The sequence below is a fragment of the Streptomyces sp. NPDC015139 genome, from assembly GCF_043079785.1.
GTDB classification, from domain to species: domain Bacteria; phylum Actinomycetota; class Actinomycetes; order Streptomycetales; family Streptomycetaceae; genus Streptomyces; species Streptomyces albidocamelliae.
The window spans coordinates 1-22,229 of the sequence record NZ_JBIBUW010000022.1 but is presented as its reverse complement, the minus strand read 5'-3'; the positions used below and the strand labels follow the sequence as shown (position 1 = coordinate 22,229).

At 68.5% G+C, this 22,229-nt stretch carries 23 protein-coding genes and 3 pseudogenes; 9 read left to right on the top strand and 17 right to left on the bottom strand.

The window, feature by feature from the left end:
* Positions 1 to 35: 35 nt before the first annotated feature.
* Entirely contained in the window at positions 36 to 629 is a 594-nt protein-coding gene (locus tag ACF08B_RS36160) for a TetR/AcrR family transcriptional regulator C-terminal ligand-binding domain-containing protein (RefSeq protein ID WP_392321276.1), read from the bottom strand.
* A 95-nt stretch (positions 630 to 724) separates the two neighbouring features.
* Between ACF08B_RS36160 and ACF08B_RS36155 the strand changes: the two genes are divergently transcribed.
* Positions 725 to 1,945, top strand: a complete 1,221-nt coding sequence (locus ACF08B_RS36155) for an alpha/beta hydrolase family protein (protein WP_392321275.1) — start codon at positions 725 to 727, stop codon at positions 1,943 to 1,945.
* A gap of 211 nt (positions 1,946 to 2,156) precedes the next feature.
* Here the strand turns inward: ACF08B_RS36155 and ACF08B_RS36150 are convergent.
* Positions 2,157 to 2,828 (bottom strand): annotated as a pseudogene (locus ACF08B_RS36150) (response regulator).
* Positions 2,825 to 3,946 (bottom strand): sensor histidine kinase, encoded by a 1,122-nt coding sequence (locus ACF08B_RS36145; RefSeq protein ID WP_392321357.1) that lies wholly within the window; start codon positions 3,944 to 3,946, stop codon positions 2,825 to 2,827. Before ACF08B_RS36145 ends, ACF08B_RS36150 begins: the two are co-directional and overlap by 4 nt.
* Positions 3,947 to 4,402: 456 nt before the next feature.
* On the opposite strand from ACF08B_RS36145, the gene ACF08B_RS36140 reads away from it, so the two are divergent.
* The gene (locus ACF08B_RS36140; RefSeq protein WP_392321274.1) at positions 4,403 to 5,902 is read left to right on the top strand and encodes an alpha/beta hydrolase family protein; all 1,500 of its coding nucleotides are present in this window, start codon (positions 4,403 to 4,405) and stop codon (positions 5,900 to 5,902) included.
* Between the two features lie 103 nt (positions 5,903 to 6,005).
* Here ACF08B_RS36140 and ACF08B_RS36135 read toward each other — a convergent pair whose 3' ends face one another.
* Entirely contained in the window at positions 6,006 to 6,758 is a 753-nt protein-coding gene (locus ACF08B_RS36135) for a hypothetical protein (protein WP_392321273.1), read from the bottom strand.
* A 36-nt stretch (positions 6,759 to 6,794) separates the two neighbouring features.
* Here ACF08B_RS36135 and ACF08B_RS36130 point away from each other — a divergent pair.
* A pseudogene (locus ACF08B_RS36130) lies at positions 6,795 to 6,908 on the top strand (IS5/IS1182 family transposase); the annotation flags it as partial.
* Between the two features lie 122 nt (positions 6,909 to 7,030).
* On the opposite strand, the gene ACF08B_RS36125 reads toward ACF08B_RS36130, so the two are convergent.
* Entirely contained in the window at positions 7,031 to 7,873 is an 843-nt protein-coding gene (locus ACF08B_RS36125) for a hypothetical protein (protein WP_392321272.1), read from the bottom strand.
* 302 nt (positions 7,874 to 8,175) lie between these two features.
* On the opposite strand from ACF08B_RS36125, the gene ACF08B_RS36120 reads away from it, so the two are divergent.
* Positions 8,176 to 8,358, top strand: a complete 183-nt coding sequence (locus ACF08B_RS36120) for a hypothetical protein (RefSeq protein ID WP_392321271.1) — start codon at positions 8,176 to 8,178, stop codon at positions 8,356 to 8,358.
* 488 nt (positions 8,359 to 8,846) lie between these two features.
* Here the strand turns inward: ACF08B_RS36120 and ACF08B_RS36115 are convergent, their stop codons facing one another.
* The 10 genes from ACF08B_RS36115 to ACF08B_RS36070 all read right to left on the bottom strand — a co-directional run bounded on the left by ACF08B_RS36115 (position 8,847) and on the right by ACF08B_RS36070 (position 16,464).
* Positions 8,847 to 9,068, bottom strand: a complete 222-nt coding sequence (locus ACF08B_RS36115) for a hypothetical protein (protein ID WP_392321270.1) — start codon at positions 9,066 to 9,068, stop codon at positions 8,847 to 8,849.
* Positions 9,069 to 9,731: 663 nt separating this feature from the next.
* The gene (locus ACF08B_RS36110; protein ID WP_392321269.1) at positions 9,732 to 10,178 is read right to left on the bottom strand and encodes a MerR family transcriptional regulator; all 447 of its coding nucleotides are present in this window, start codon (positions 10,176 to 10,178) and stop codon (positions 9,732 to 9,734) included.
* Positions 10,175 to 10,507 carry a hypothetical protein gene (locus ACF08B_RS36105; protein ID WP_392321268.1) on the bottom strand — a complete coding sequence of 111 codons (333 nt, stop codon included), beginning with the start codon at positions 10,505 to 10,507 and terminating at the stop codon, positions 10,175 to 10,177. Before ACF08B_RS36105 ends, ACF08B_RS36110 begins: the two co-directional genes overlap by 4 nt.
* Positions 10,508 to 10,711: 204 nt before the next feature.
* On the bottom strand, positions 10,712 to 11,197 hold the full coding sequence (locus ACF08B_RS36100) for a DUF427 domain-containing protein (protein WP_392321267.1): 486 nt from the start codon (positions 11,195 to 11,197) through the stop codon (positions 10,712 to 10,714).
* 205 nt (positions 11,198 to 11,402) lie between these two features.
* Positions 11,403 to 12,320 carry a GlxA family transcriptional regulator gene (locus ACF08B_RS36095; RefSeq protein WP_392321266.1) on the bottom strand — a complete coding sequence of 306 codons (918 nt, stop codon included), beginning with the start codon at positions 12,318 to 12,320 and terminating at the stop codon, positions 11,403 to 11,405.
* A 10-nt stretch (positions 12,321 to 12,330) separates the two neighbouring features.
* Positions 12,331 to 12,930: an isochorismatase family protein gene (locus ACF08B_RS36090; protein WP_392321265.1), complete on the bottom strand. Its 600-nt coding sequence runs from the start codon at positions 12,928 to 12,930 to the stop codon at positions 12,331 to 12,333.
* A gap of 443 nt (positions 12,931 to 13,373) precedes the next feature.
* Positions 13,374 to 14,021: a tetratricopeptide repeat protein gene (locus ACF08B_RS36085; protein ID WP_392321264.1), complete on the bottom strand. Its 648-nt coding sequence runs from the start codon at positions 14,019 to 14,021 to the stop codon at positions 13,374 to 13,376.
* Between the two features lie 441 nt (positions 14,022 to 14,462).
* A complete protein-coding gene (locus ACF08B_RS36080; protein ID WP_392321263.1) occupies positions 14,463 to 15,236 on the bottom strand; it encodes a TIGR03084 family metal-binding protein in 774 nt (257 codons plus the stop codon).
* A 252-nt stretch (positions 15,237 to 15,488) separates the two neighbouring features.
* Entirely contained in the window at positions 15,489 to 15,848 is a 360-nt protein-coding gene (locus tag ACF08B_RS36075) for a DoxX family protein (RefSeq protein WP_392321262.1), read from the bottom strand.
* Positions 15,849 to 15,969: 121 nt separating this feature from the next.
* Positions 15,970 to 16,464, bottom strand: a complete 495-nt coding sequence (locus ACF08B_RS36070; RefSeq protein ID WP_392321261.1) for a cupin domain-containing protein — start codon at positions 16,462 to 16,464, stop codon at positions 15,970 to 15,972.
* 81 nt (positions 16,465 to 16,545) lie between these two features.
* Between ACF08B_RS36070 and ACF08B_RS36065 the strand changes: the two genes are divergently transcribed.
* From ACF08B_RS36065 to ACF08B_RS36055, 3 genes are all read left to right on the top strand, one after another.
* Positions 16,546 to 17,397 carry a LysR family transcriptional regulator gene (locus ACF08B_RS36065; RefSeq protein WP_392321260.1) on the top strand — a complete coding sequence of 284 codons (852 nt, stop codon included), beginning with the start codon at positions 16,546 to 16,548 and terminating at the stop codon, positions 17,395 to 17,397.
* Between the two features lie 308 nt (positions 17,398 to 17,705).
* Positions 17,706 to 18,083, top strand: a complete 378-nt coding sequence (locus ACF08B_RS36060; protein ID WP_392321259.1) for a hypothetical protein — start codon at positions 17,706 to 17,708, stop codon at positions 18,081 to 18,083.
* Between the two features lie 348 nt (positions 18,084 to 18,431).
* Entirely contained in the window at positions 18,432 to 19,661 is a 1,230-nt protein-coding gene (locus ACF08B_RS36055) for a hypothetical protein (protein ID WP_392321258.1), read from the top strand.
* A 565-nt stretch (positions 19,662 to 20,226) separates the two neighbouring features.
* On the opposite strand, the gene ACF08B_RS36050 is transcribed toward ACF08B_RS36055, so the two are convergent.
* On the bottom strand, positions 20,227 to 20,454 hold the full coding sequence (locus tag ACF08B_RS36050; protein ID WP_392321257.1) for a hypothetical protein: 228 nt from the start codon (positions 20,452 to 20,454) through the stop codon (positions 20,227 to 20,229).
* 186 nt (positions 20,455 to 20,640) lie between these two features.
* Positions 20,641 to 21,165 carry an SMI1/KNR4 family protein gene (locus ACF08B_RS36045; RefSeq protein ID WP_392321256.1) on the bottom strand — a complete coding sequence of 175 codons (525 nt, stop codon included), beginning with the start codon at positions 21,163 to 21,165 and terminating at the stop codon, positions 20,641 to 20,643.
* Positions 21,166 to 21,210: 45 nt separating this feature from the next.
* On the opposite strand from ACF08B_RS36045, the pseudogene ACF08B_RS36040 reads away from it, so the two are divergent.
* A pseudogene (locus ACF08B_RS36040) lies at positions 21,211 to 21,566 on the top strand (transposase); the annotation flags it as partial.
* 149 nt (positions 21,567 to 21,715) lie between these two features.
* Entirely contained in the window at positions 21,716 to 22,165 is a 450-nt protein-coding gene (locus tag ACF08B_RS36035) for a winged helix-turn-helix domain-containing protein (protein WP_392321255.1), read from the top strand.
* The last annotated feature ends 64 nt before the right edge of the window (positions 22,166 to 22,229 follow it).

Genomic DNA, 22,229 nt, shown 5'->3' with positions numbered 1-22,229 from the left:
TCGCCGGGCGGCTGTCGGCGAGTTCCGGGAGCCGCTCAGGCCGTGCCCCGGTCGCTTCCGTCGCCGAGCAGTCTGTCGACGAGGAGTTCGGGGTAGCCGTCGGCCGGCGGGTCGATGCCGAAGATCGCCCGGATGTAGAACGGCGCGATGAGCTGGTCGAGGATCTGCTCCAGGGGTGGTGGGTTCTCACCCCGGGCCGTCGCCCGCTCGCGGATCTGCTCGATGGAGTGCATCCGGCGCTGGAACTGCTGTGCTCGTCCGGTCTGGGCCTGGGCGCTGTTCGGCATGGACAGGACGACAGCGCGCACGAGCGCGCGTCCTTCGGGTGTGCGGATGCTCGCGACGCTGGCTTCCGCCCAGGCGAGGAGGTCGCCGCGCAGGGTGCCGGTGTCGTTCAGAGGTGAGTCGCGTTCGAGGCGGGTGGTGACCATGTCGGCCAGAAGTGAGTCGAGGCTGCCCCAGCGGCGGTAGACGCTGGTGTGGTTGACGCCGGCGCGCTGCGCGATCGCGGGGATGTTGAGGTCTTCGCCCTCTGGGTCGCAGAGCAGGTCGATGGCCGCTTGATGGACGGCCGCACGGACCTGTTCGGGGCTCTTGCGGGTGCGTGTGGACGCTTGCTTCTGAGTCACGCCTCCATCGTAAGCACAGATATTTGCTTTTGAGGCCTCGGAGGGTCTACAGTCCTTGGTAAGCACAAATCTGTGCTTACCAAGGAGGGTGTGCGATGAAGCAGCTGCTGTTCCCCAACAACATCCAGTTCTGGTACGAGACCCTGCGGTCGATGAGCCACATCGCTTACGGCGGCGCGGACTTCGGCGAGGTCGTCTCCACCGGCGAACGCATCACCGAGGGCGACTACGACAGCTGGTACGTCGAGTGGCTGGCGACCGCGGACCGTGTGTCCGGGGAGGCTGAGAAGGCGCTGGCGGCCGGTCACCGAGTGAGTGCCAGGGACGGGTTCCTGCGGGCGTCGAACTACTACCGGTCGGCGGAGTTCTTCCTGCACGGTCACCCCAGCGACCCGCGTCACGACCACGCCTACGACCGCTCCGTGGCCTGCTTCAGAGCGGCGGCGGCGCTGTTCACGCCGGTCATCGAGCCGGTCGAGATCCCCTATGAGGACACCACTCTGCCCGGCTACCTCTACCGGGTCGACGACTCGGGGACACCCCGGCCGACGCTGATCATGCACAACGGTTTCGACGGCACCGCGGAGGAGTTGCACTTCTTCGGCGCGATGGCGGGCATCGAGCGCGGCTACAACGTGCTGACCTTCGACGGTCCCGGCATGCCCGGCCCGCGCCACCACCAGGGCCTCGTCTTCCGCCCGGACTGGGAGAACGTCATCACCCCCGTCGTGGACTTCGCCGAGACTCTCCCCGAGGTCGACAACAGCCGTGTCGCGCTCCTCGGTCTCAGCATGGGCGGCATCCTCGCCCCCCGGGCCGCCGCGTTCGAACACCGCCTGGCCGCGCTGATCGCCGTCGACGGTCTCTACGACCTCGGCCAGACCTCTGTCCGCAACATCCCCGGCACCCGCGAGGAGGCCGAACGGCTCCTGCGCGCGCAGGCCGCCCCGGAACTCGACGCCGCCCTCGAGCAGATCATGACCAGGGACCCGATCGCCCGCTGGGCGATCAACCACGGCATGTACGTCATGGGCGTCGACACCCCCCGCGCCTTCAACGCCTCCTACCTCGACTACACCCTCCAAGGCGGCATAGCCGAACAGATCCAGTGCCCCACCCTTGTCTGCGACGCCGAAGAGGACATGTTCTTCAAGGGCCAGCCCGAGCAGCTCTACGACCACCTGACCTGCCCCAAGACCCTCATGGCGTTCACCGCGGAGGAAGGCGCCGGCGCCCACTGCCACCCCGGAGCCATGCGCCTGTCCATCGCCCGCATCTACGACTGGCTCGACGACACCCTCGCCGCCGCAGCCTGAGCACGCCGTGGCTCGATTACGCGCCGGGCCCTGACAGCGAGCAATCCACTGAACTGACCGTCGAGGGAACAGAGTTACGTGACGGCCATCCTCCTGTCAGGGAGCGGCAGGCACCAGCCGGAGCGGGCCTCAGGCACTCATTAGGGCACCACGACCACGGAGAGGCAGTCGTCGAACTTTTGCTGCGGCACCACGCTTCTCGTCGACTACGTCAAAGGGAGTCAGCCGGATGGATGAGGCGGTGTTCGTAGGCGAAGATCACTGCCTGTATCCGGTCGCGGAGTTCGAGCTTTTACAGGATTCGCCCCAGATGGGACTTCACGGTCGCCTCCGCGAGGTACAAGGTGGCCGCGATCTCGGTGTTGGACAGGCCGCTGCCCACCTGGATGAGCACCTCGCGTTCGCGGGCGCTGAGCCGGTTCAGTCGCTCGTCGCGGATGGCGCTGCTGCCGTCGGGGATGTGCGGGCGGAAGTTCTCCAGCAGGCGGCGGGTGATCCTCGGGGAGACCACCGCGTCACCCGCGGCCACGCTGCGTATCGCGGTCAGCAACTCCTCGGGCCTGGTGTTCTTCAGCAGGAAGCCCGAGGCTCCGGCGTTGAGTCCGGCGAACGCGTATTCATCCAGGTCGAAGGTGGTGAGGATCAGCACCCTGCTCTGCGGGGAGATCCGGGTGACCTGCCGGGTCGCCTCGATCCCGTCGGTCCCGGGCATGCGGACGTCCATGAGGACGACATCGGGGCGCAGCTCCCGGGCGAGGCGGATGGCCTGGGTGCCGTCCGCGGCTTCGCCGACCGGTGCCATGTCGGGCTGGGCCTCCAGGACTGTGCTGAAGGCCATACGGAGTAGCGCTTCGTCGTCGGCGATCAGGATGCGGATCGTCATGCGGACGCCGCTCCGCCGCTGCCGAGGAAGAGGCGTGTATGCACTCCCCAGCCGCCGCCCGGAAGCGGTGCGGCCTGCAGCTTCCCCCCGTAGGCGGCCGAGCGCTCGCGCATGCCGGGGATGCCATGACCGGATGGTGTGGCGCGAGGAAGTGGCGGGCAGGGGCCGCTGTCGGTGACGTCCACGGTGACGGCCTCGGTTGAGCACTGTATCCGGACCTTGGCGTGTGTGCCGGTGGGTGTGTGTTTGAGGCTGTTGGTCAAGGCTTCCTGTACCAGGCGGTAGACGGTGAGTTGTGCGGTGGCTGGTATGTGGGTGTGGCCGCCCTGGACCTCCATGCGGGTCGGCAGCCCGGCGGCGCACATCTGGTCGGCAAGGTTGTCCAGTTGTGCGATGCCGGGCAGCGGGTGGCGTTCCGCGTCCGGTTCGTCGGTCCGCAGGATGCCCAACGACCGCCGCATGTCGGTCAGGGCCTGACGCCCCGTCTCGGAGATCTGGAGCATCGCGGTGGTGGCCTTGTCGGGCGACCGGTGCTGCGCGTAGACGGCGGCGTCGGTGAGCGCAACCATGACGGACAGGTTGTGGGTGACGATGTCGTGCATCTCCCGGGTGATACGTGTCCTCTCCTCGGCGACGGCCAGGCGCGCCTGCTGGTCCTGTTGTTGCTCCAGGCGGGCGGCCCGTTCCTCCAGGGCCGCGAGGTAGGCGCGCGTGGTCCGCACATTTACGCCCAGGACGGCGGCAGTGACGACCATCGCGGTCACCGCGACGAAGAGGGTCAGGAATGCGCCTTCCGCCGCCCAGCGCAGGCAGGCCAGCAGCGCCCCGCCCTCCACGACGGCACCGGTGACAAGCGTGCCGCGCCGGCCCGAGTTCGCCGCGGCCGTGTAGAGGGCCACCAGCATGGCGATGTCCGCCGGCAGTTGGACGTCCATCAGCCACTGGACGAAGGCCACGACTGCCACGGCGCCGAACACCGTGAGCGGGGCCCGGCGCCGCCACAGCAGGGGCAGCGCAAGGGCGGCGGTGAGGGTCATGGTCACCGGCAGCTCCTGCGGCGCTCGCGTGGTCATGATGTTGAGCAGGAGCAGCGCCGACCACAGCGAGTCCCACACCATGGGCGGCACCAGGAGGCCCCGGCGCCGGGCGGCTCTCACCAGTCGCGCTGCTCGCACGGAGGCCAGGTCGGCGTACCCCCTCGGCCGTACGGCTGTCCCCGTCCGCCGCCCGCGGGCCCGGTGGTCCACCGGGTGGGCATTGCCCCGCTCTGCGCCCGCCTCGGGCATCACACGTCCCTGTTTATTCAGCATCATGGTGGCCCCGGCCGGGGCCACCAACTACAGCCGGAGCCGGGCCGGGTGCTGGGAACGCACGCCCCGAGCTCCTCGGCGTGTCCGGCGGCCCTGTCACGGTAGGCCGCGGGCCCCACGAAACACATGAGTCCACCGTCTGATGGCACCGCGCCGACGTACGACCGCAGGAGGAGTCCCGCGACCTACCACGGTCGCAAAGCGGCCGTTCAGCCGGCGCGCTCGATTGCGACTCCGGTTGCATGTGACGGCGACCCGGGATCGATGTGGCGTCGCGTGCCCCGCCCTGAGGATGGCCGGGTGACCGAGATCATCACGGGGCTGCACATGTCCCCCCTGGAACTCCTTGCCCTGGTAGGTGCCGTCGCGCTGGTCGTGGCGCGCTGGCTTCCCCCCTCCGCCCGTAAACGCGTCACGATTGCGGCGGGAGCGGTTCTCGTGCCGTCTGCGGTCGCGCTGGGTGCGGTGGAGATCCGCTGGCAGATGCTGCCGGTACTGACAGCACCTGCCATTGCGTTGCCGTTCGCTCTCTCACCCCTGCTGAGACGCCGTACCGGCCGGCCGGCGTGGCGGGCCCGATGGTGGCTGGCATTGCCCGGGTCGGTGGCCTGCGTCGGCCTGATTGCCACGGGCCCGGTGGCCGCCTGGGCCTTTCCTGTACCGGTGTTCCCCGAGCCGTCGGGCCGTTTCGCGGTAGGCACTCGCGTGGTGCAGTGGACCGACCCACGCCGCCCCGAGACCTTCACCGCCGATCCGCACGACCGGCGCACGGTCGTGGTCCAGCTCTGGTACCCCGCGCAGAAGAGCCCCGTCGGCACGCCACGGGCCCAGTACCTCGGGCGCACGGAGGACGAGGCGCGCACCGTTTCCGACGCCCTCGCCCGCGAGGTCGGCCTGCCTGGCTTCCTGGTCGACGGCGTCCCACATGCCCACACGCATTCGGTCTTCAACGCCCCGGTGGCCGACAGAGGCGGACGGTTCCCGGTCGTGCTGTTCTCTCCCGGATCGGGTGGAGTACGCACCCAGAACACCGCCTGGGCGGAAGAACTGGCCAGTCACGGCTATGTGGTCGCCGCGCTCGACCACCCGTACGACTCCGCAGCAGTCGTCCTCACCAACGGTCGAACGCTTCACGCCAAGACCGCCTCCACTGGCGACCGGGACCAAGATGACAAGCTGGCGGTTGGCTGGACGGCAGTACGGGCCGCCGACCTCAGATTCGTCCTCACCCGGCTGGACCGTCCGGGCCGAGGCGAGACTGCCGGTTCGCTGACCGGACGCCTGGACACCAGCCGCGTCGCGGTCACCGGCCACTCCATGGGTGGTGCCGCCGCCCTTCAGGCAGCCCGGCAGGACCACCGGTTCGACGCCGTCATCGATCTCGACGGCTACCCCCACGGCCCCACCGCCCCCTCCCTCCACCAGCCAACGCTGGCGCTCACCCAGGCCATCACCCCCGGAACCGACCCGCACTACATACCCCGCCTCACCAAGGCCCTCAAGCGCAACACCACCACGAGCTACCGGCTCACCATCCCCGGCGCCGCCCACCTCACCTTCATGGACGCCCCCCTGTACCTGCCGCCTGTGCCCTCGATAGTCGGCTCCCTCGGCCGCACCGAGAGCCCACACGTCGTCGCCGCAACCACGCTCGCCTTACTGGACACCGCCCTGCGCCACAAACCCGGCGACCTGGCCGACATCCTGTCGGCCTACGGCGACCTCACCAGTGAACGCGCTGAAGCCGGAGGGTGGCACGCCTGATGGGCAGCGGGTCTTCGGCGGTCATACCTTGGTCGGTGACGTGACCGTGCGCGGGAGCCTGCGCCCCGGAACGACCAGCGGAAATGACAAATTGCCCGTCCTCTTAGGACGCATTCGACGGCAGGCTGCTCAGGTCCAGGACGTCGGCCGCCGCCGGGGGCTGGATGTCCAAGCGGTCGTTGAAACCGCTGAACCTCCTGACAGTGCGATGGTGAGAATCTCGGTAGCCGATCCGCAGCAGGTACGGTTTGCCCTCGGCGGCTATGTAGAAGGTGTAGACGCCACCTTCGGCCACCTCCTCAGTCACGTTCACAGAAATAACGGGCTTGCCGTCGAGTTCGGTCACGTCGCCCGTCGTGGCCTTGCCCTCGGCGAACGACGAGAACGGCCACGCGCAGTCGACGAGGTTGTCCGCTCCCTTTGCCGCGCTCGCGGGGCTCTTCAGCCAGGGCTTGTGCCGCATCGCGGGGACCGTCGTCCGCCCCCACAACTCGAGGTAGGCGTCGTTGGGGTGGATGTAGTCCGTCTCACCGATCCGGATCTGCTCCATCGTGGCGCCCTGGGACCAGGCCGCCTTCATTCTGCACCTGTGCGCAAGATCGGTCGTCACGCGGCTCGAATAGCGTCTGCTGCCGTCAGTGGAGGAGACGTCCGTGGTGAAGGTTACCGATGTGAGCGCCTTCATGGTGCGGTCGGTCTCGTTGAGCAACTGGTCGGCGGTGCGTGTCTCGGCGGTGCGTGTGTGCGCGGTCCTGCCGGTGTCCTTACAGCCGACCGCGATTGCACCTACGAACAGACACAGCGCAGCAGTGCTCGCTTTCGTTCCCACAATCCCCCCTCGGGCGTCGAGCGGCACACGGTACTGCAATGACGATCACTTCCCACCCCCCCCATGTCCCCGCTGACACGTTGCCGGCGCCTGCACGGCCAATACGAGCGAAAGCCCGAGCACTTCCCCACCCGGACCTGTATCGCCGCCATCCTCATCGCTCGCCGGCGTCTATGACCCCGCAAGCGGCTATGGATCGACGCGCTGAGGACGGGCGTCTGACCGTCCGAACGCCAGCACCGGCCACCCACCCGCCGACAACCAACTGCCGCGTCACCGAAGGGGCAGCGGCGCCTACGTCATCCGAGATTCCGCAGTGCCTCGGCGGTGTTGGCCCGGTACGTCCGCAGCGCCTGCAGCCCGGCGGCGTAACGGTGGCGGTGCCGCGTGATGTCCGCAGCCTGCTTCTGCGCCCGTACGGAGTGCCAGAGCTCCGCTGTGTGGTGGCGGCGCTTGCACGTGACGTCCGCGACGGCGGTGGCCCGCTCCTGCTGAGTGTGTCGGGTGTTGCCGTCGCTGCCCCGCTGCCAGGCGCCGTCCGTGTACGCCGCGATGGGGTCGCGATAGCGGGTGAATCCTTGTTCTGCCACACAGCGGGACCATTCGTCCCAGGCCGCGCGGAGGCGCGGGTCGCGCTTCACCGCCTTGTCGACCTCGATCGCCCGTGTGCTGGCGTAGAGCCAGTCCCGCTTGACGTCGACCCCACGCATCAGCCGCCGGCTCGCCTCGGCGTTGCAGGCGGGAAGGTCCGCATACTCAGCGTTGGTCATCCGGCGGCCTTTCGGCCGGGGGACCAGGGGCTTCGCCGGGTCCCAGCCGTAGCCCCAGCGGCGAGCGGCGGCGAGATCCAGGGCGCCGTAGTCGGTGCTGACCGCGGTGGCGACGACGGGGTCGTTGGGGTAGCGGGGGTCGAGTGGGAAGTCCTGATGGCCGCGTTCCGCCATGCACCGCCGGGTCAGCAACGCCGACGCCCGCTGCGATCGCTGGTAGTCCTGCGGCGTGAAGTCGTATGGGTCGGCCGGGAGGGGGACCAGGTCCGATGCAGAGTCGATGTTCTCCGGGCGTTCCGGACCGGAGGCGCAGATCGCCGCCAGCACCGCCACCGCTGCCACGGCACCCCGCCGCCACCCCCGTCTCGTCATACGACGGAATGCTAGCGGGCGGCGTGCGGCGGTCGACCGGGGCCCTGTGGCTCATCGACGCACGCCGCAAGTCCCAGGGAACTCCCCACTCTTTGTGCCGGCTCAAGCCAACTCATGGCAATGGAGGGCTTGTTCGGCGGTGAGCCGTCGGGGCTCGCTGTCCCGCGGGTAGCGGGGCCGACGTGAGATCGGGGCGCGGACAGCACGGCTCCTGTCCTGAACCCCTGAGGTCTGCCGACAGTGGCCATTCGGCCACTCCAGGCGGGCCGGACCGGCCTTGCTCGCGCAGCAGGCCCGCGTAGGTGGAATACAAGCCGGTGTACGCGGCGAGCAGGGAGGTGACGACTGTGATGATCTTCGTCCGCGATGAACGGCGACCTCACCAAGATCGAGGACATCGTGCCGTGGTCAGGCACCTGCTGACCGATGGCTGGTGGGCGAACGGCCAGCCCCTCTTCCTCAACGGTGGCTACACCACCCGCTGACGGGAAGGGGGGGCAGAGCGGTCGTGGCGCGCGATCTGTCACCGACGTCATCAAGCTCGTCGCCCAGGAGTATCCCGATGCCGACGGCACCATCACTGGGTTCTGCCGCGGGCTCGCCCAGAGGCTCCCAGGCCGCGCCTTACCTTTCCTGCCTGGGCACGTCTGCGATGGTCCCTTCATGGGCCACTTCTGGGGCAGACGGTGAGGACGCGGGGAACAGGTGGTCTTCGAAGGCTTCCAGGCCGAACAGCATGAGCAGGACTGCTACCGGTAGGAGCAGGGCTATGACGACCATGACGCCTCCCGAAGCTTGATGATCACGGGCAGGTGACGGCAGGCTCTTCAATCCAGAGTGGGCCGAACGGGGGAATACCGCACGTCCGACCGACGGTTCGTAGGCCGTTCGGGTGACATGACGGCGCAGGCCGCGACGCGTCGGGCTCGTGTCAGTGGAACCGAGGTCCGACGGCGGTTTGCGGGGGTCTTCGCTATCGCCGTGGGGCGGATCGCCAGTCGGGGATGTCCTCGAGGTGGACGTCGTAGCGGTCCTGCACGGGGAGGAGCGAGGTGAACTCCGCGTCGCCGAGGCTGATGGCTGCCAGTTGCTCGACATACTCGAAGCGTTCGATGCCGGTGCTGAGGCCCGCTGGTATGACGACAAGTCCGCCCTTCTTCACGGTGGTGAGCGTGTCGCCGAGGCGGAAGACCATCGTCCCGTCCGGGACGTAGAAGGCTTCGTGGGACAGCTTGTGGTGGTGCGGGGTGCCCCGTCGGCGCCGGTTGCGAGGGTGAGCCGGCCGGCGCTGACCGCGCCTCCGTCGGTGAGGAGCTCGAAGGCGCCGTCCGTGAGCGACGCCGTGGCCGCTTGGCCGGGGTGCACGATCAGCGCGGCGGGGGTGTCTTCCCCGGTGACTCTCTCGATCGGGCAGAGCGCCTTCGAAGTCAAGGACGGCTTGTGGCGGCCCTGACTCGCATCGATCTGCAAGGCATCCACCGGCTATGGTCCGGCGGACCAGCAGTCACGGCCAGGCCACCGGCGGACCTGGACATATTCGAACTGGTAATCGATGTAGACATCGAGTACGGCATCCTGCGTCCGTGATCTTCAACGGTTCCCGGGTGCCGTGCAGCCGCACCTGTCCTCACCTGAGCGCTTCGGGCCGCAGGAACAGGAACTGCGGCGCCGGCCGAGCCACCAAGTCCCCGCCGCGAGCACGGCGAGGACGACGGCGACGCCGGGCAGCCAGCCCACCACCGCCCCCGCGCCCGCCCCGACGATGCCCGCCGCGATCAGGACCGGCAACGCGCAGCACGCAACGCAGGCCAGAGCGGCCAAGCCGCCCAGGGCTTTCGGCGCCCGGTGCGGGCGAAGGTCAGCAGCAGGGTCCGGCATGACGGTTCTCCTCGGCGAGGTCGGTGAAGGGGATGGGACAGCAGGCACTGCCGGCGCAGACAGTCAGGTCGTCGCAGCCTGCTTCGACGGCCGCAGCCAGGGCGGCGCGGATGGTGGTGAGGTCGGCGATCTTCGCGTCGACCTCGGCGATCTTCGCCTGCGCACGCTCCTGGAGCCCCGCGACGGGACGGCCGTGCCGGTGACGGCCCGCCTCCAGCAGCTCGGAGACCTCCTCCAGCGTGAACCCGAGCCGCTGCGCCGCCTTGATCACCCGCAGCGCCGTCACCGCCTCCTCGCCGTAGAGGCGGTGGCCCCCGGTGCTGCGTTCCGGCTCGGCCAGCAGGCCGCGCCGCTCGTAGTAGCGCAGGGTCTGGATGTTCACCCCGGCCGCCTCGGCGACCTGCCCGCTGCGCAGCCCCGCGCTCACCGCTGCTCTCCGGCGGCGGTTCGCACAGCCAGGGCCTGAAGGACCGCGACGTACTCCTGGTCCACCGCGATGTCCAGGCCGACCAGGTTGTCTCCCGAGGTGACGGTGAAGGCGAAGAAGGAGCAGCAGCCGCCCTCCCGCTGCGCCAGACCCCGCACCCGCTCCTCGATGCCGGGTCCGCCCGCCAGGTCCAGGTGCAGCCGTAGCGGTCCGGGCCGCGACAGCGAGGTCAGCCGCTCGACGAACAGTTCGTCCCACTCCGCGACCCTCAGGGGCCGTTCCTCGGTGGGCAGCGTGCAGGACTGCGGCACCCACGGCAGATCGCTCATCGTGCTCACTCCCGTCGTCATGTCCCCAGGAGGGGAACGCCTCCGACGGTAAACCTGTACCTGGGTACCGATTGCAAGTCCCGGTCGAACGGAGAACGCCGAGGACCTCGTCACCGGCAGGCCCGCTGTCGGCAAACGATCGAAAGGTGGCAGATGACAGACGGGAGGACGGAGTGCTTCCCGCGGCACAGGGACGGCTGGTCCTCACCAGAAGCGAGTTCCTGCCCCTCCCTTGAAGGGCCCCTGCACCTCACCCGTGATCCAGCCACCGTAGAAGTCGCCTTCCTGAGCCCGCACCGCTTCCCCTGCGACCGTGCACGAGTCGACGCGGCTCGGATAGAACGCGAAACGCCCCCTGAGGACGCCGTACGGGGCACGGGGCTGCGGGTAACTCCACACCGCCCGAGCACGGACCTGGCCCTCCAGAACGAGATCCCAGTACACGGCCGTGCCCTTCCATTCGCACAGGGTCCGGCCGGAAGCAGCCTTCAGCAGATCCGTACGCACATCAGCGGCGGGTATGTAGAAGACGGGCGGATGGCTGGTCTCCAGCACCCGCACCGCTCGACCGGTGTCAGCCACCCTCTCGCCCCAGCACTCGACGGTGACACGTCGGTCGTCCTCCTGGATCGCGGGCGGGCGCGGGTAGTCCCAGACGGACTCGGAGGGCCGCGAACACGGACTGGACATCTTGCCACCTCGGCATCGTGGAGGCAGGCGCCCACCGCACGAATATCCCCACGGTCGACGGCGGCGACGGGCCGGCCAGCTGTTGCATCCATTTCCGACGGTGGCGGGACGACGGTTGCACGGCCGCGAAAAGAAGGCGGCGCACGGCGCACGACACCAGGGCGGTGACCAGCACGACTGGGCCCCTTCTCCGCTGGAGATGCGACTACAGGTTGGCTCTCGCGGCTCGCAGTCGGCGCAGCATGCGCGGGTCCTCGAAGCCGACCGCACGGGCGGCAGCGGTCACCGTCGCGCCGTGACTGATGAGGTGCTCGGCACGCTCGAGACGGAGGGCCTGCTGATAGCGCAGGGGAGTGAGGCCGCCGGTGGCACGGGTGAAGAGCCGGGTGAGGGTCCGTTCGCTCACGCCGACGGCCACCGCCAGAGCAGGCAGCCGCAACGGCTGGTCGAAGTGGGCGTCGAGAAGGTCCTGGACGCGGTGCACCGTGTCGTCGAGGTGGGACCGGTACCGCAGCATGGCGCTGGCCTGCGGTTCGTGGCCGTTGCGCCGCGCGTAGACGACCATGTCCCGGGCCACCTTGGCGGCGACCGCGGGACCGTGCCAGGTGGCGATCAGGTGGAGCGCCAGGTCGATGCCGCTGGCGATGCCGGCCGAGGTGACCACCCGGTCGTCAGCGGTGTACAGGACATCGCGGATGACCATCGCCCTGGGGTAGCGGCGGGCGAGTTCGTCCTGCACGTCGTGGTGGGTGGTGCAGCGTCGGCCGTCGAGCAGGCCGGCGCGGCCGAGCGCTTCGGCTCCCGCGCAGACGCTGGCAACGGTCCCGCCCCGCGCATGGTGGTCCCGGAGCAACTGCAGGGCGGCCGCCCCGATGACAGGACTGTCGGCCAGGGCGAGCGCCCGCCAGCCCGGCACCACGATCAGGTCCTCAGGGCCGAGGTCGGGCCAGTCGACCCGGGCCACCAGAGGCAGGCCCTGAGCCGTGGGGATCAGCGGCTGCTCGGCGACGTAGCTGATGGTGTGGGGGTGCCCGAAGTCGGCGGCCGTGGAGAAGGCCTGCGCGGGGCCTGCCAGGTCCAGCAGGTGGACTCCGGGCACCAGAAGAAAGGCAATGTGGCTCACGATCCGGTCATCATGCCCGAAGCTCGCTCGCCGCCTCCAGCTGCCCGACGGTGGCGATGGTGGCAAAGCGACCGGCAAGGGCGTACTCGGTGCGCCTGATGATCTCCTCGGCGCTGAGGGTGCGGGGGTCCGACAGCAGTTCGGCGACGCTCTGATCGGCGGCGGCATCAGGGTGCGCAAGGGGATTGGTCGCGGTGGCATCGATGACGAAGGTGACCTGGTAGCCGAGATCGCTTGCCACGCGGGTCGTGGTCTCCACACACTGTTCGGTGCGGATCCCGCAGACGGTGAGCTCGCGGATGCCACGCGCGGTGAGAAGTTGCTGCAGGTTGGTGGTGGTGAAGGCGTTGTGCGAGGTCTTGTGGATCAACGGTTCCGTGTCCCGGCGCTCCAGCTCTTCCATCAGCCGGACGTGGCCCAGGGCAGGGTCGAAGACGTCGCCGCTGCCGGGCTCGGAATGCAGCACCCACACGATCAGGTCCCCGGCCTCGCGAGCGAGCCGGACCAGTCGGTTCACCTGGTCGGCGATCTTCGGGTTGGAGATGGTCTCCCACAGCGGGCGGGCACGGAAGGAGTCCTGGACATCGATGACGATCAGTGCTCGGCTCATGCCCTCAAGCCTGACCGGCACAGCCGCAGCGGCAACAGGCCTCATCGGGTCCGAGAGCGGACCGATCCGGTCACCGCTGGAACGGGCGCCACACCATGCAGGTCGCCTCGGCGGCACTCCAGCCCTTCCCCGTCGGGCGCAGGGGTGCGACCGCAGGTACTCAGGGCGGCTCGGGAGGGGGCAGTGAGGAAGGCGGTTCCCATCTCCGCAGGAACCAAGGCAGGGCTGGGGTCTGTTCGAAACTCGGCTCCCGAGGCGGCCGGCCGCCGGAGTTCGACAAGACTGACCACCGCGAGCGGCATGCCGTCGAGTGCGGGATCAATCGCTGCAAGCGCCACCGGGCCGTGGCCACGAGGTACGACAAGCACGCCGTCCGCTACGAGGCGACCGTGCTGGTCACAGTCCTCAAAGAATGGCTGTGACCAGCACTTCCCAGTCAGAACCTAGGAACGGATGTGCGTGCGGGCTTGCTCGATCCACCCCGACACGGCCTTGGCACCGCAGCTCTCGGCGACCGACTGCGCCTCGTCAAGGTGTTGGAACGCCGCCGCTGGGTCGCCGGTTTCGGCCGCGAGGTAGGCCAGTGCCACCAGGCCGGCTGCTTCCCCGGGCCTGAAGCCGATCTCACGGCGCAGCGCCACCGATTCGGTCAACTGCTCGCGGGCCTGCTCGAAGCGGCCTGCATCCTTGTCTGCGAAGCCGAGATGCCGAATCGCATAGGACATCGTCATTCGGTCGTCGACGGATTTCGCCAGCGCGTACGACCGCTCGAAGTACGGCCTGCCGGCGACGCCGTCGCCCTTGACCACCTGGTGCCAGCAGCCGACCCAGAACAACGCGTCCGCCTCACCCGACGCATCCCCCAGACGCTCGTACAACTCGGCCGCGCGCTCGAACAGCACCAGTTCCTCGGGGTTCTCCACGCGGTCGTTCAAGAAGCGGACGTGCAGCACCTTGCCCCGCGCCATGGCAAGCGGCGCCTCGACCGAGTCCAGCACCTCATCGGACCGGTCCAGCGCAGACGTGTCCCCGCCGAACATCGCCGCTTCGAACAGCTCTCCCGCACGTTCGATCCAGTCCTGCCCTTGCATACCCCTACCCCTCCCCTTCGGACGATGACAGCGCCGAGGCTATCTCCGCAGTTCCGGCAGAACGCGGGAATTTTGCGACGGCGGCTCTCGAACACCCCGGTCGCCCGCGAGCTGGGAGTGCCAGCAGACCGACCCTGGCTCGTCAGCTCCTCCAAGAAAGCCTGGCCTGGGTGGTCGAGTCCCGGCGCCTACGGCTTTCGCAACAGGCCTAGGGCCCCGGACCGCAAGTGTGGCCGGGGCCCTCGTGGTTTCCTTCGTCAGGCGGTGCTGCCTGTCAGAGCCAGACGGGTGGCCGGTTGATTACGACGGGTATGGGCCGCTGACCGCCTCGGAGTTGCCGCACTGGCACACACCACGTGATCATGCCGGGGCCGTCGCCATGCCCGGAGGGCGAATCGCATCCGCCACGCGTCCCGGATGGCCGGGCACTCCGACACGCTTTCAGAGGAAGACGCGCGCCAACTCCAGCCACTTCTGCGCATCCTCGCCGGTCGCCGTCATGTCGGTCTCGGACCAGGGGCGACGCCGGGTGACGCACAGACAGAAGTCGTTGGCACCGCCCTGTATCCGGTGCGCGGCATCCTCGGGGCCCCATACCCAGGTCCCTCCGTCAGGTGCTGTCAGCTCGACGCGGAAGGGGTCCGCCGGCTCAGGCAGACCGACGGCGGCGAAGGACAGCGCCCGTCCCAACACTCCCAGCGACGCCACGTGCTGCAGTCGATCTGTCGGGCGGTGCGCCACGCCCACAGCATCGAAGACGTCCTGCCCGTGTGCCCAGGTTTCCATCAGGCGAAGAGGCGTCATCAGGGCCGGGGTCACCTTCGACATGTACCAGGGGAATGCGTGGTCCCATGGCGTCTCGCGCAGTGCTGCCGCCAGTTCCGCTCGACCGGTCCGCCACTCGTCCAGGAGTACCGACCGCGGTGTGGCCGCTCCCGCGGCGGCGGCCTTGTCTGCGTAGCCGCCGCCTTCGGCTTCGGCCCGCTTGAGCTCGGCGCCGAACGCGTCCGGCGTGCGTAAGGCGCTGAGTGCGTTCGCGTCCGACCACGCGAGGTGGGCTATCTGGTGGGCGATCGTCCAGCCCGGTGCCGGTGTCGGTACGGACCAATCGTCCACGGCCCTGACCAGGGCGTCGAGTTCGTCGCCCTCAGCCACCAGCGCGGACAGGACACCAGCGTCATCTACATCGGGGACGGCGAGGTTGTAGTTCAACATGGGCGCCATGGTGCCACTCCTTCCTGACCGCCGGCGGAGACGAAGTGCGCGGGCAGACGCCGATGTCGCCGACCGACAGGCTTTCAGCCAGGTGGTGCTCACTGCCAGTTTCCGGTGGGTTGTTGGGCGGGCGGGGGAGTGCCGCGGTCCTGCGAACCGTCGAAGGCCGGCGGTGGAGGGGAAGGGCAAGCGCGCCGCTCACCATCCACGCCCCGCCCTGTAGTCGCTCCACCGGTCGAGAACTGGGCTGGATCACAGCCGGGTGGCCAGCCATATGTTCACGGCCGCGGCAACGGTGAGCCCGGCGTTGAGTGCGATCCGGCGGTCTTTGCCGATCAGATGGACGGTGATAGCGCCGGCCTGCAGAAGCACGAAGCCGACGGCTGCGGCGGGCGCCAGCAGGGGAGCGATGCCGGTCAGCGGCGGCAGGATCAGGCCGGTCGCACCGAGTATCTCGACCGTCCCCAGCGCCCTGACGGCAGGCAGGGGTATGTGGTCGACCCAGGCCATCATCGGTCGGAGTTGATCGCGGCTGCGGATCACCTTCAGCGTGCCTGCGTAGAGGTAGAAGAGGGCGAGCAGCCCGGCGACGATCCAGTAGGCGATGTTCATCGTTCCCGTTCATGGGCCACCGGTTCGCGGGGACCCGTGTCGATGGCGTCTGATAGTCGATTGGCAGATGAGCCCTGGTGGGTGGGCGGAAGAGCCGCCGTGCCGTGGCGTGCCGTCGGCTTCAGGCGGGGTCGGTGGCGGGCTCGGTCGCGTAGCGGCTCATCGCGGCGATGTTGGCCTGCGGCGTCAGCGGCCGGCCGCCGGCGAGTACTTCCTGGAGGTCCCGGAAGTACTGCACGTACAGGTCAGGGGTGAAGGTGCTGAGCATGACGGCGGGTTGATCGGTCAAGTTGGCGAAGGTGTGCGGGGCACCAGGCGGAACCATGACCAGCGTGCCCGTGCCGGCGTCGTACTCCTCTTCCCCGACGGTGAACCGCACGGTGCCGGAGACGACGTAGAAGCCCTCGTCGTGTCGGCCGTGGCGATGCTGCGGCGGTCCCTGGGTGTGCGGGGCGAGGACGGACTCGGCGATCGCGAGGCGGTGCCCGGTGTGGCTGCCGTCCTCCAGAACCCGCATGCGTGTGGCACCGAGAACGATCATCTCGCCGTCGCCGGGACCCACCACCACTACGGCGGGGTCGGCCTGCGACTCGCTGGTCTTCGCTTCTTCGGTCATGCTCACGAGTTCACCGCCAGGTCCCCGGGACTGTCCAAGACCTGTCTCGCAGCGCCGATACCTCATGGGTATCGTTGCAGCGTGGAGCTACGGACCTTGCGCTACTTCGTGACGGTCGCCGAGGAACTCCACTTCGGCCGGGCCGCCACGCGACTGCATATGAGTCAGCCGCCGCTGAGCCGGGCGATCAAGCAGCTGGAGGCCGACGTCGGGGCCCTGCTCCTCGCTCGCTCGCCCACTGGCGTCACGCTCACTCCGGTGGGCTCGGTGTTGCTCGACGAGGCGCGGGCCCTCCTCGACCATGCCGACCGCGTCCGCGTGCGTGTGAGCGCGGCGGCCGGCGTCGCGACTCTCACCGTCGGCATCCTGGGTGACGGTACCGACCGGGGAGTGGCCAGGCTGGCCGCCGCCTACCGCCGAAACCACCCCGGCGTCGACATCCGCATCCGCGACACCGATCTGACCGATCCGACGTGCGGGCTGCGTGCCGGACTGGTCGACGTCGCCCTGACCAGGGCGCCGTTCGACGAGACTGCCCTGACGGTGCGTGTGCTGCGGACCGACCCGGTCGGCGTGGTCCTGCGCGCCGACGATCCGCTGGCGCGCCGCGACGAGCTGCGGCTGGCCGAGCTGAGCGACCGCCGCTGGTTCCAGTTCCCGCAGGGCACCGACCCCATCTGGCAGTCGTACTGGAACGGTGGGAGGCCGCGCGAGGGCCCAGTGGTGCGCGCCGTTCAGGAATGCCTGCAGGCCGTGCTGTGGAACGGCACGGTCGGCCTGGCCCCGCTCGGACACGACCTGCCCGCAGAGCTGACCGTGGTGCCGCTGATCGACATGCCGCCGAGCCGAGTGGTGGCGGTGTGGAACGAGGGTGACACGAACCCCGTGATCCGATCCTTCATCGAGAGCGCGACAACCGCGTACCGTCACTGAGTACCGGACGTTGCCAACGATCCGCGCTGCCAGGCCTGTGAATCGAACGCGGCGGTTCCCGGAACCGCCTCCCAAAGCGGTAACAGCTGCTGTTTCTTCTCGGGCTCTGGCCCAACTTCGGTGAAGCGGCCGCGTTGAGTGACCGACGGGGTTTGCAGCGTGCAGTCGCTGCGGCCTGTGCCTCGAAGACCGAAACTACGCGGAGATCATCTTTTGGCCACGGCTTGGCCGACTCCCCGCTAGCCTGCTCCAACTGATCTCAGTGAGAGCAGCATGCATCTGACCGCCGACAAAGGGAGTGCCACCGGATGTCCTACACGCCTGCAGGCCGGTACACGCATGTCGCAGTGCCCGCCGACATCCTGGCCACGGCTTTGTACGCGCTCGGCCGTCACGAGGCGGCCGAGATCGAGAGCAGAGCGGACGGACTCCGTCCCGGCGCCGCCGTGTGCGCGGCAGTGGCGTGGCTGTGGGAGAACGGGCAGTACGACCAGGTTGCCAACCTGGTCGGCACGCTCTGTGCTGGTCTGCGTGGGCAGCGAATACCCGGGGGCGTCGGACAGATCACGCATGACGCGGTGATTACGGCGTTCGGTGCGGAGCTCGCTCAACTCGCCCTTACACCCGAGGGTGGCTGGGCGCCCCTTGCCGCGTTTCTCCATGAGGAGGTACCGCGCGGCTTCTGACTCTGACTGCGGATGGCCGGTGCCGTGGTGGGCGTCGAGGAGGTCGGTGCGGCTTCTTGTCGGAGTCTTGGGGCTGATATCCGTCCATGACCAACTAGTGGGTCGGGGTGAGGGTTTGGCGGCGTGCAGGTTGAGGATTCCTGCGGCGTCGCGGTCTTCGACGAGCGCGCCCGCCAGAACGACAGCCTCATGGTCGAACACCTCGCTGGCCCTGAAGCCCGACACGCTCCGGACCATCCCGCGCTGCTCGGTGGCATGTTGTGCCGAGGTTCGGGTTCTTGGCCGCTCTCTTACGGAGGTCGACGGAGGGTAGGCTTCCGGCTCGTCGGGGAGGGACAGGGGACGGGCGTGCGTGGATTTGAGGAATGCCGGCGCAGGGCTGTGGTGGCCGTCGTGGTGCTGGCCACCGCTTTCTCGGCGGCCGGGTGCGGCACGGGCTCCGAGCCGGACGGTTCTCGGAGCACCGGCATGGGCGGCACCCGCCTCCCGTCGGGGGCCCATCAGGGCGATCTCACTTGGGAGTTCGCGCACATCGCGGACTTCGACGGTGACCTCACCGATGTCGCCGCCCTGGCCGAGGACGACATCTGGGCCGTGGGTTTCGAGAGGAACAACGCGGCCGACCCGCAACTGCTGCACTACGACGGGAAGCGGTGGAAACGCGAGCCCCTTCCCGATGCTCTCGGCCCCACCGACTACGCACCCATGATCGACGAGGTCGGCGAGGACGTCCTGTGGATGCGCCCGCGCACCGACCGAATCGGCACCGGTGTGAACCGCTGGGCACAGTGGGACGGCACCCGCTGGTCCGCGGTGCCGAACCCTCCGCCGGGCAAGCCAGGGCCTCTTGACGCAGCGGACCCGGACAACATCTGGGCCCTCGTCGACGAGCAGACCGCGCTGCATGGGGACGGATCCCGCTGGACGACGACCCGGCTGCCATACCACGCGTCCGACCTCGCGGTGGCCGGGCCGGACGACGTCTGGGCGGTCGGCGGCCGATCCACCGGGCCGGGAACCCGGCTGAACTACGGCGAACGGTACGGCCAGCCCGCCTCGATGCACTGGGACGGCACTTCTTGGAAGCCGGTCAACACCCCACAGGTGCGGTTCGAGGACCCTGTACCGCCGGAGCCGAGCGCTGGACTGGGCCAGGTCTTCGTCCTCGACAGCGGTGAGGTGCGCGCCTACGGCGTCAACAGCTTCAACCACGGCGAGGTCGACCCCGAACCCGTGGACGAACCCATCCGGCTGCGCTGGAACGGCTCGAAGTGGGTGGATCAGGAGCCTGCCCACGGCGGCTGCGCTCTACGCACCCCGGTGGGCCAGGACGACAAGGGCCTGTTCCTCAACGGCAACTGGTACCTGACCGACGACGGCCGGTGCCTCAAGATCAAACGCCACCGCCTGCCCCTGTCGACCGGTGCGGGCAAGGGTTCGCACCAGTCGCTGTGGTTGACGGAGATCCACCGGATACCAGGCACCGACGAGTGGCTGGGCGCCGGTCAGGTCGAGGTCAACCAGAGCGGAAACCCCTTCGACGCCCCCGTGGTCGTACGTCTGAAGCGCGGCGGGTGACGGCTCTTTCCTCACGGTAGCAAGGCGAGTTCCACTCCGTTCCAACGCCAGCGCCTACGCCGACTACGGGGAGGTGGGCGTGCTTACCGATCCTCATCGCAAGGATCGGCGGAACATGCCCAGCACACGGCTGGAGGGGTAGCCGACGGGACGAGGGCCGCGGGCGTGCGGCCCGGCACGGGGTGCGGCCCCGCCTGCCCAGCACTCCGGCGCGACTTCGTGATTCAGCTATGCGTCGAGGTAGTGGCAATCCCCATCGGGGAGGCCGATCACCAGGCCGCCGTTGTGGACTCTCCACTCGCTCATGCTGTCGACGTCATGGCTGACCAGAAGCAGGCCCGGGGCCACTCGTCGTACTCGTTATCCTGGTAGGAGGCCGGGAGTTGGGCAACCTGACGCAGCCTCTCCTCGAACCAGCAGCCCCCGCCGAAGGTACGTTCCGGATCGTCAGCTTCCACGATCCCCTTGATCTGGGCCAGTTGTTCGTCGGCACACTGCGGTCAGCCCCTGACCGAGATCATGGTTAGCGCCGGGCTGCGGACACTTGGGGTAGTTGGACGTCTGATCAGTCCCGATTGGCCAGATTGTGAATCCAGTCCCACACTCCCCATTTCTCGAACTTCTCGTCGAGCATGCCACCGAGCTCATGACCGATCCAAGCGCCGCTCGTGGCGCCGGCGGGGACACAGATATCCGTCAGCGGACCACATGCGAGACCGGCTTCAGCGCCCATCGTCGTGCCTGTGGTGAGGAATCCAGTCGTGACCACTGTCTTCGCCCCCGCGGTGAGCACATCGTCACCCGTGAGCAGGAGTCCGGCGGCAGAACGGAGTACGCGGCCTGGACACGGGCCACCGGAGGCGGAGCGGACCAGCCTGACGCAGTCGGGGCCAGCTTCCTGACGGAAGCAGGCCCCGACGCAATCATCCGCTATGGGGCAACTCTTGCGCTCAAGGGTCCATGAGCATTTCGAGGACTCTTATCCGACGGAAACCCCGGGTTCGGGCCCCGGAAAGTTCGGAGGGAGCCCATGCGGTTCGGCCGTCCCGGAGCACAACCAGGCGAGATAGCTCGAGAGGCTGCCCTCGTAGTGGAACCAGTCGTCGTTCCGCCCAGCCACAACGACTGTCCATTCGTTGGGCTGCCCTTCCGTACGCCAGTAGAACTCGTCCCCGTCTATCGAGCTGCCCCACGGCAGCAAACCTCCGGATTCCGAAAACGCACGGTAGCCACCGAGCATTTCCTTCTGTGCCATATCCTCGGCAGCGACGAGATCCTCTTTCGCCCCCTCGACGAATCCCGCTTCGCCTCCTGGGGCCGGCGACGTCACAGAGAGGAACTGCCCGATCTTCAACCGAGGGTAGGACTCCGCCAAAGCGATGTAGTCGTCCGGCAGCCCAGTCCGCAACCCGTCGAAGAGCACCTGCCAGTCGATGCGCCGTGGAACCTCGAGCCGCTGCGCAACCAACCCCGGCAGCGCGGCCTCCAGGGATTCGATACTCAACAGCCGCCTCCAATTGCGTTCTTGCTTTCTATCCGCACACTGAACACGGGGGCGAACCTGCACGACAGCCAGGCCCTGATCCCGCTGGAGAAGGGCATACCGATCCGCTCCCGACGCGGGCCCCGGCGGCGCAGACCGGGAAACCTCCACGCCGACAAGGGATACGACGGCCACCACCTGAGGCGCTGGCGACGCGGACGCGGCATCATCCACCGCATCGCCCGCAAGGGCATCGAATCCTCCACCCGCCTGGGCCGCCACCGCTGGACCGTCGAACGCACGAAGTCCTGGCTCGCCGGATGCCGCCGACTACACCGTCGCTACGAGCGCAAAGCCGAACACGTCCTTCCTTCACCAGCATCGCCTGCGCCCTCATGTGCCACCGCAGACTCACCAAATGAGATGACTTCTACTGATCTTTTCGTAAGTTCGGTGGATGTGGTGGCCTGGTGGGTGGGAGTCTGTCGGGATGGCTTATCGACCTTCGTCCTCTGTGGCCGAGTCTCCCGTTCCGCCTTTGTCGCGGCCGCAGTTGGCAGAGGCGCGTCGTGTGCGTGCGGTCGAGTTGTTCGTGGAGGGTGTGTCGAACGTGGAGATCGCGCGGGCGGTGGGGGTGTGTGCCGAGAGCGTGCGGCGGTGGCGGCGTGTGTGGGAGGAAGGTGGTGCTTCGGCTCTGCGTCGGCGTGCGGCCACCGGTCGTCCGCCCAAGCTGGATGATGCGCAGGTCGAGCCGGTCCGGACCGCGTTGGAGCGGGGTGCCCAGGCGCATGGGTTCGAGGCCGACCTGTGGACCTTGGAACGGGTCGGCGTGGTGATCGAGCGAGTGACGGGGGTGTCGCTGTCGCGGGCGTCGGTGTGGCGCCTGCTGACCGGCCGGCTGGGGTGGAGTTTGCAACGGCCCGAGCGGCGGGCGGTCGAGCGGGACGAGTCGGAGATCGCCCGCTGGATCGCGCACGAGTGGCCGCGTATGAGGGTGTTCACTTCCTTGTGTAAGAGGTGATCTTGCTGGGTGCTGGTCGGGTCCTGGCTGACACCAGGAATGTGACGCACAGTGAGTGACGTGA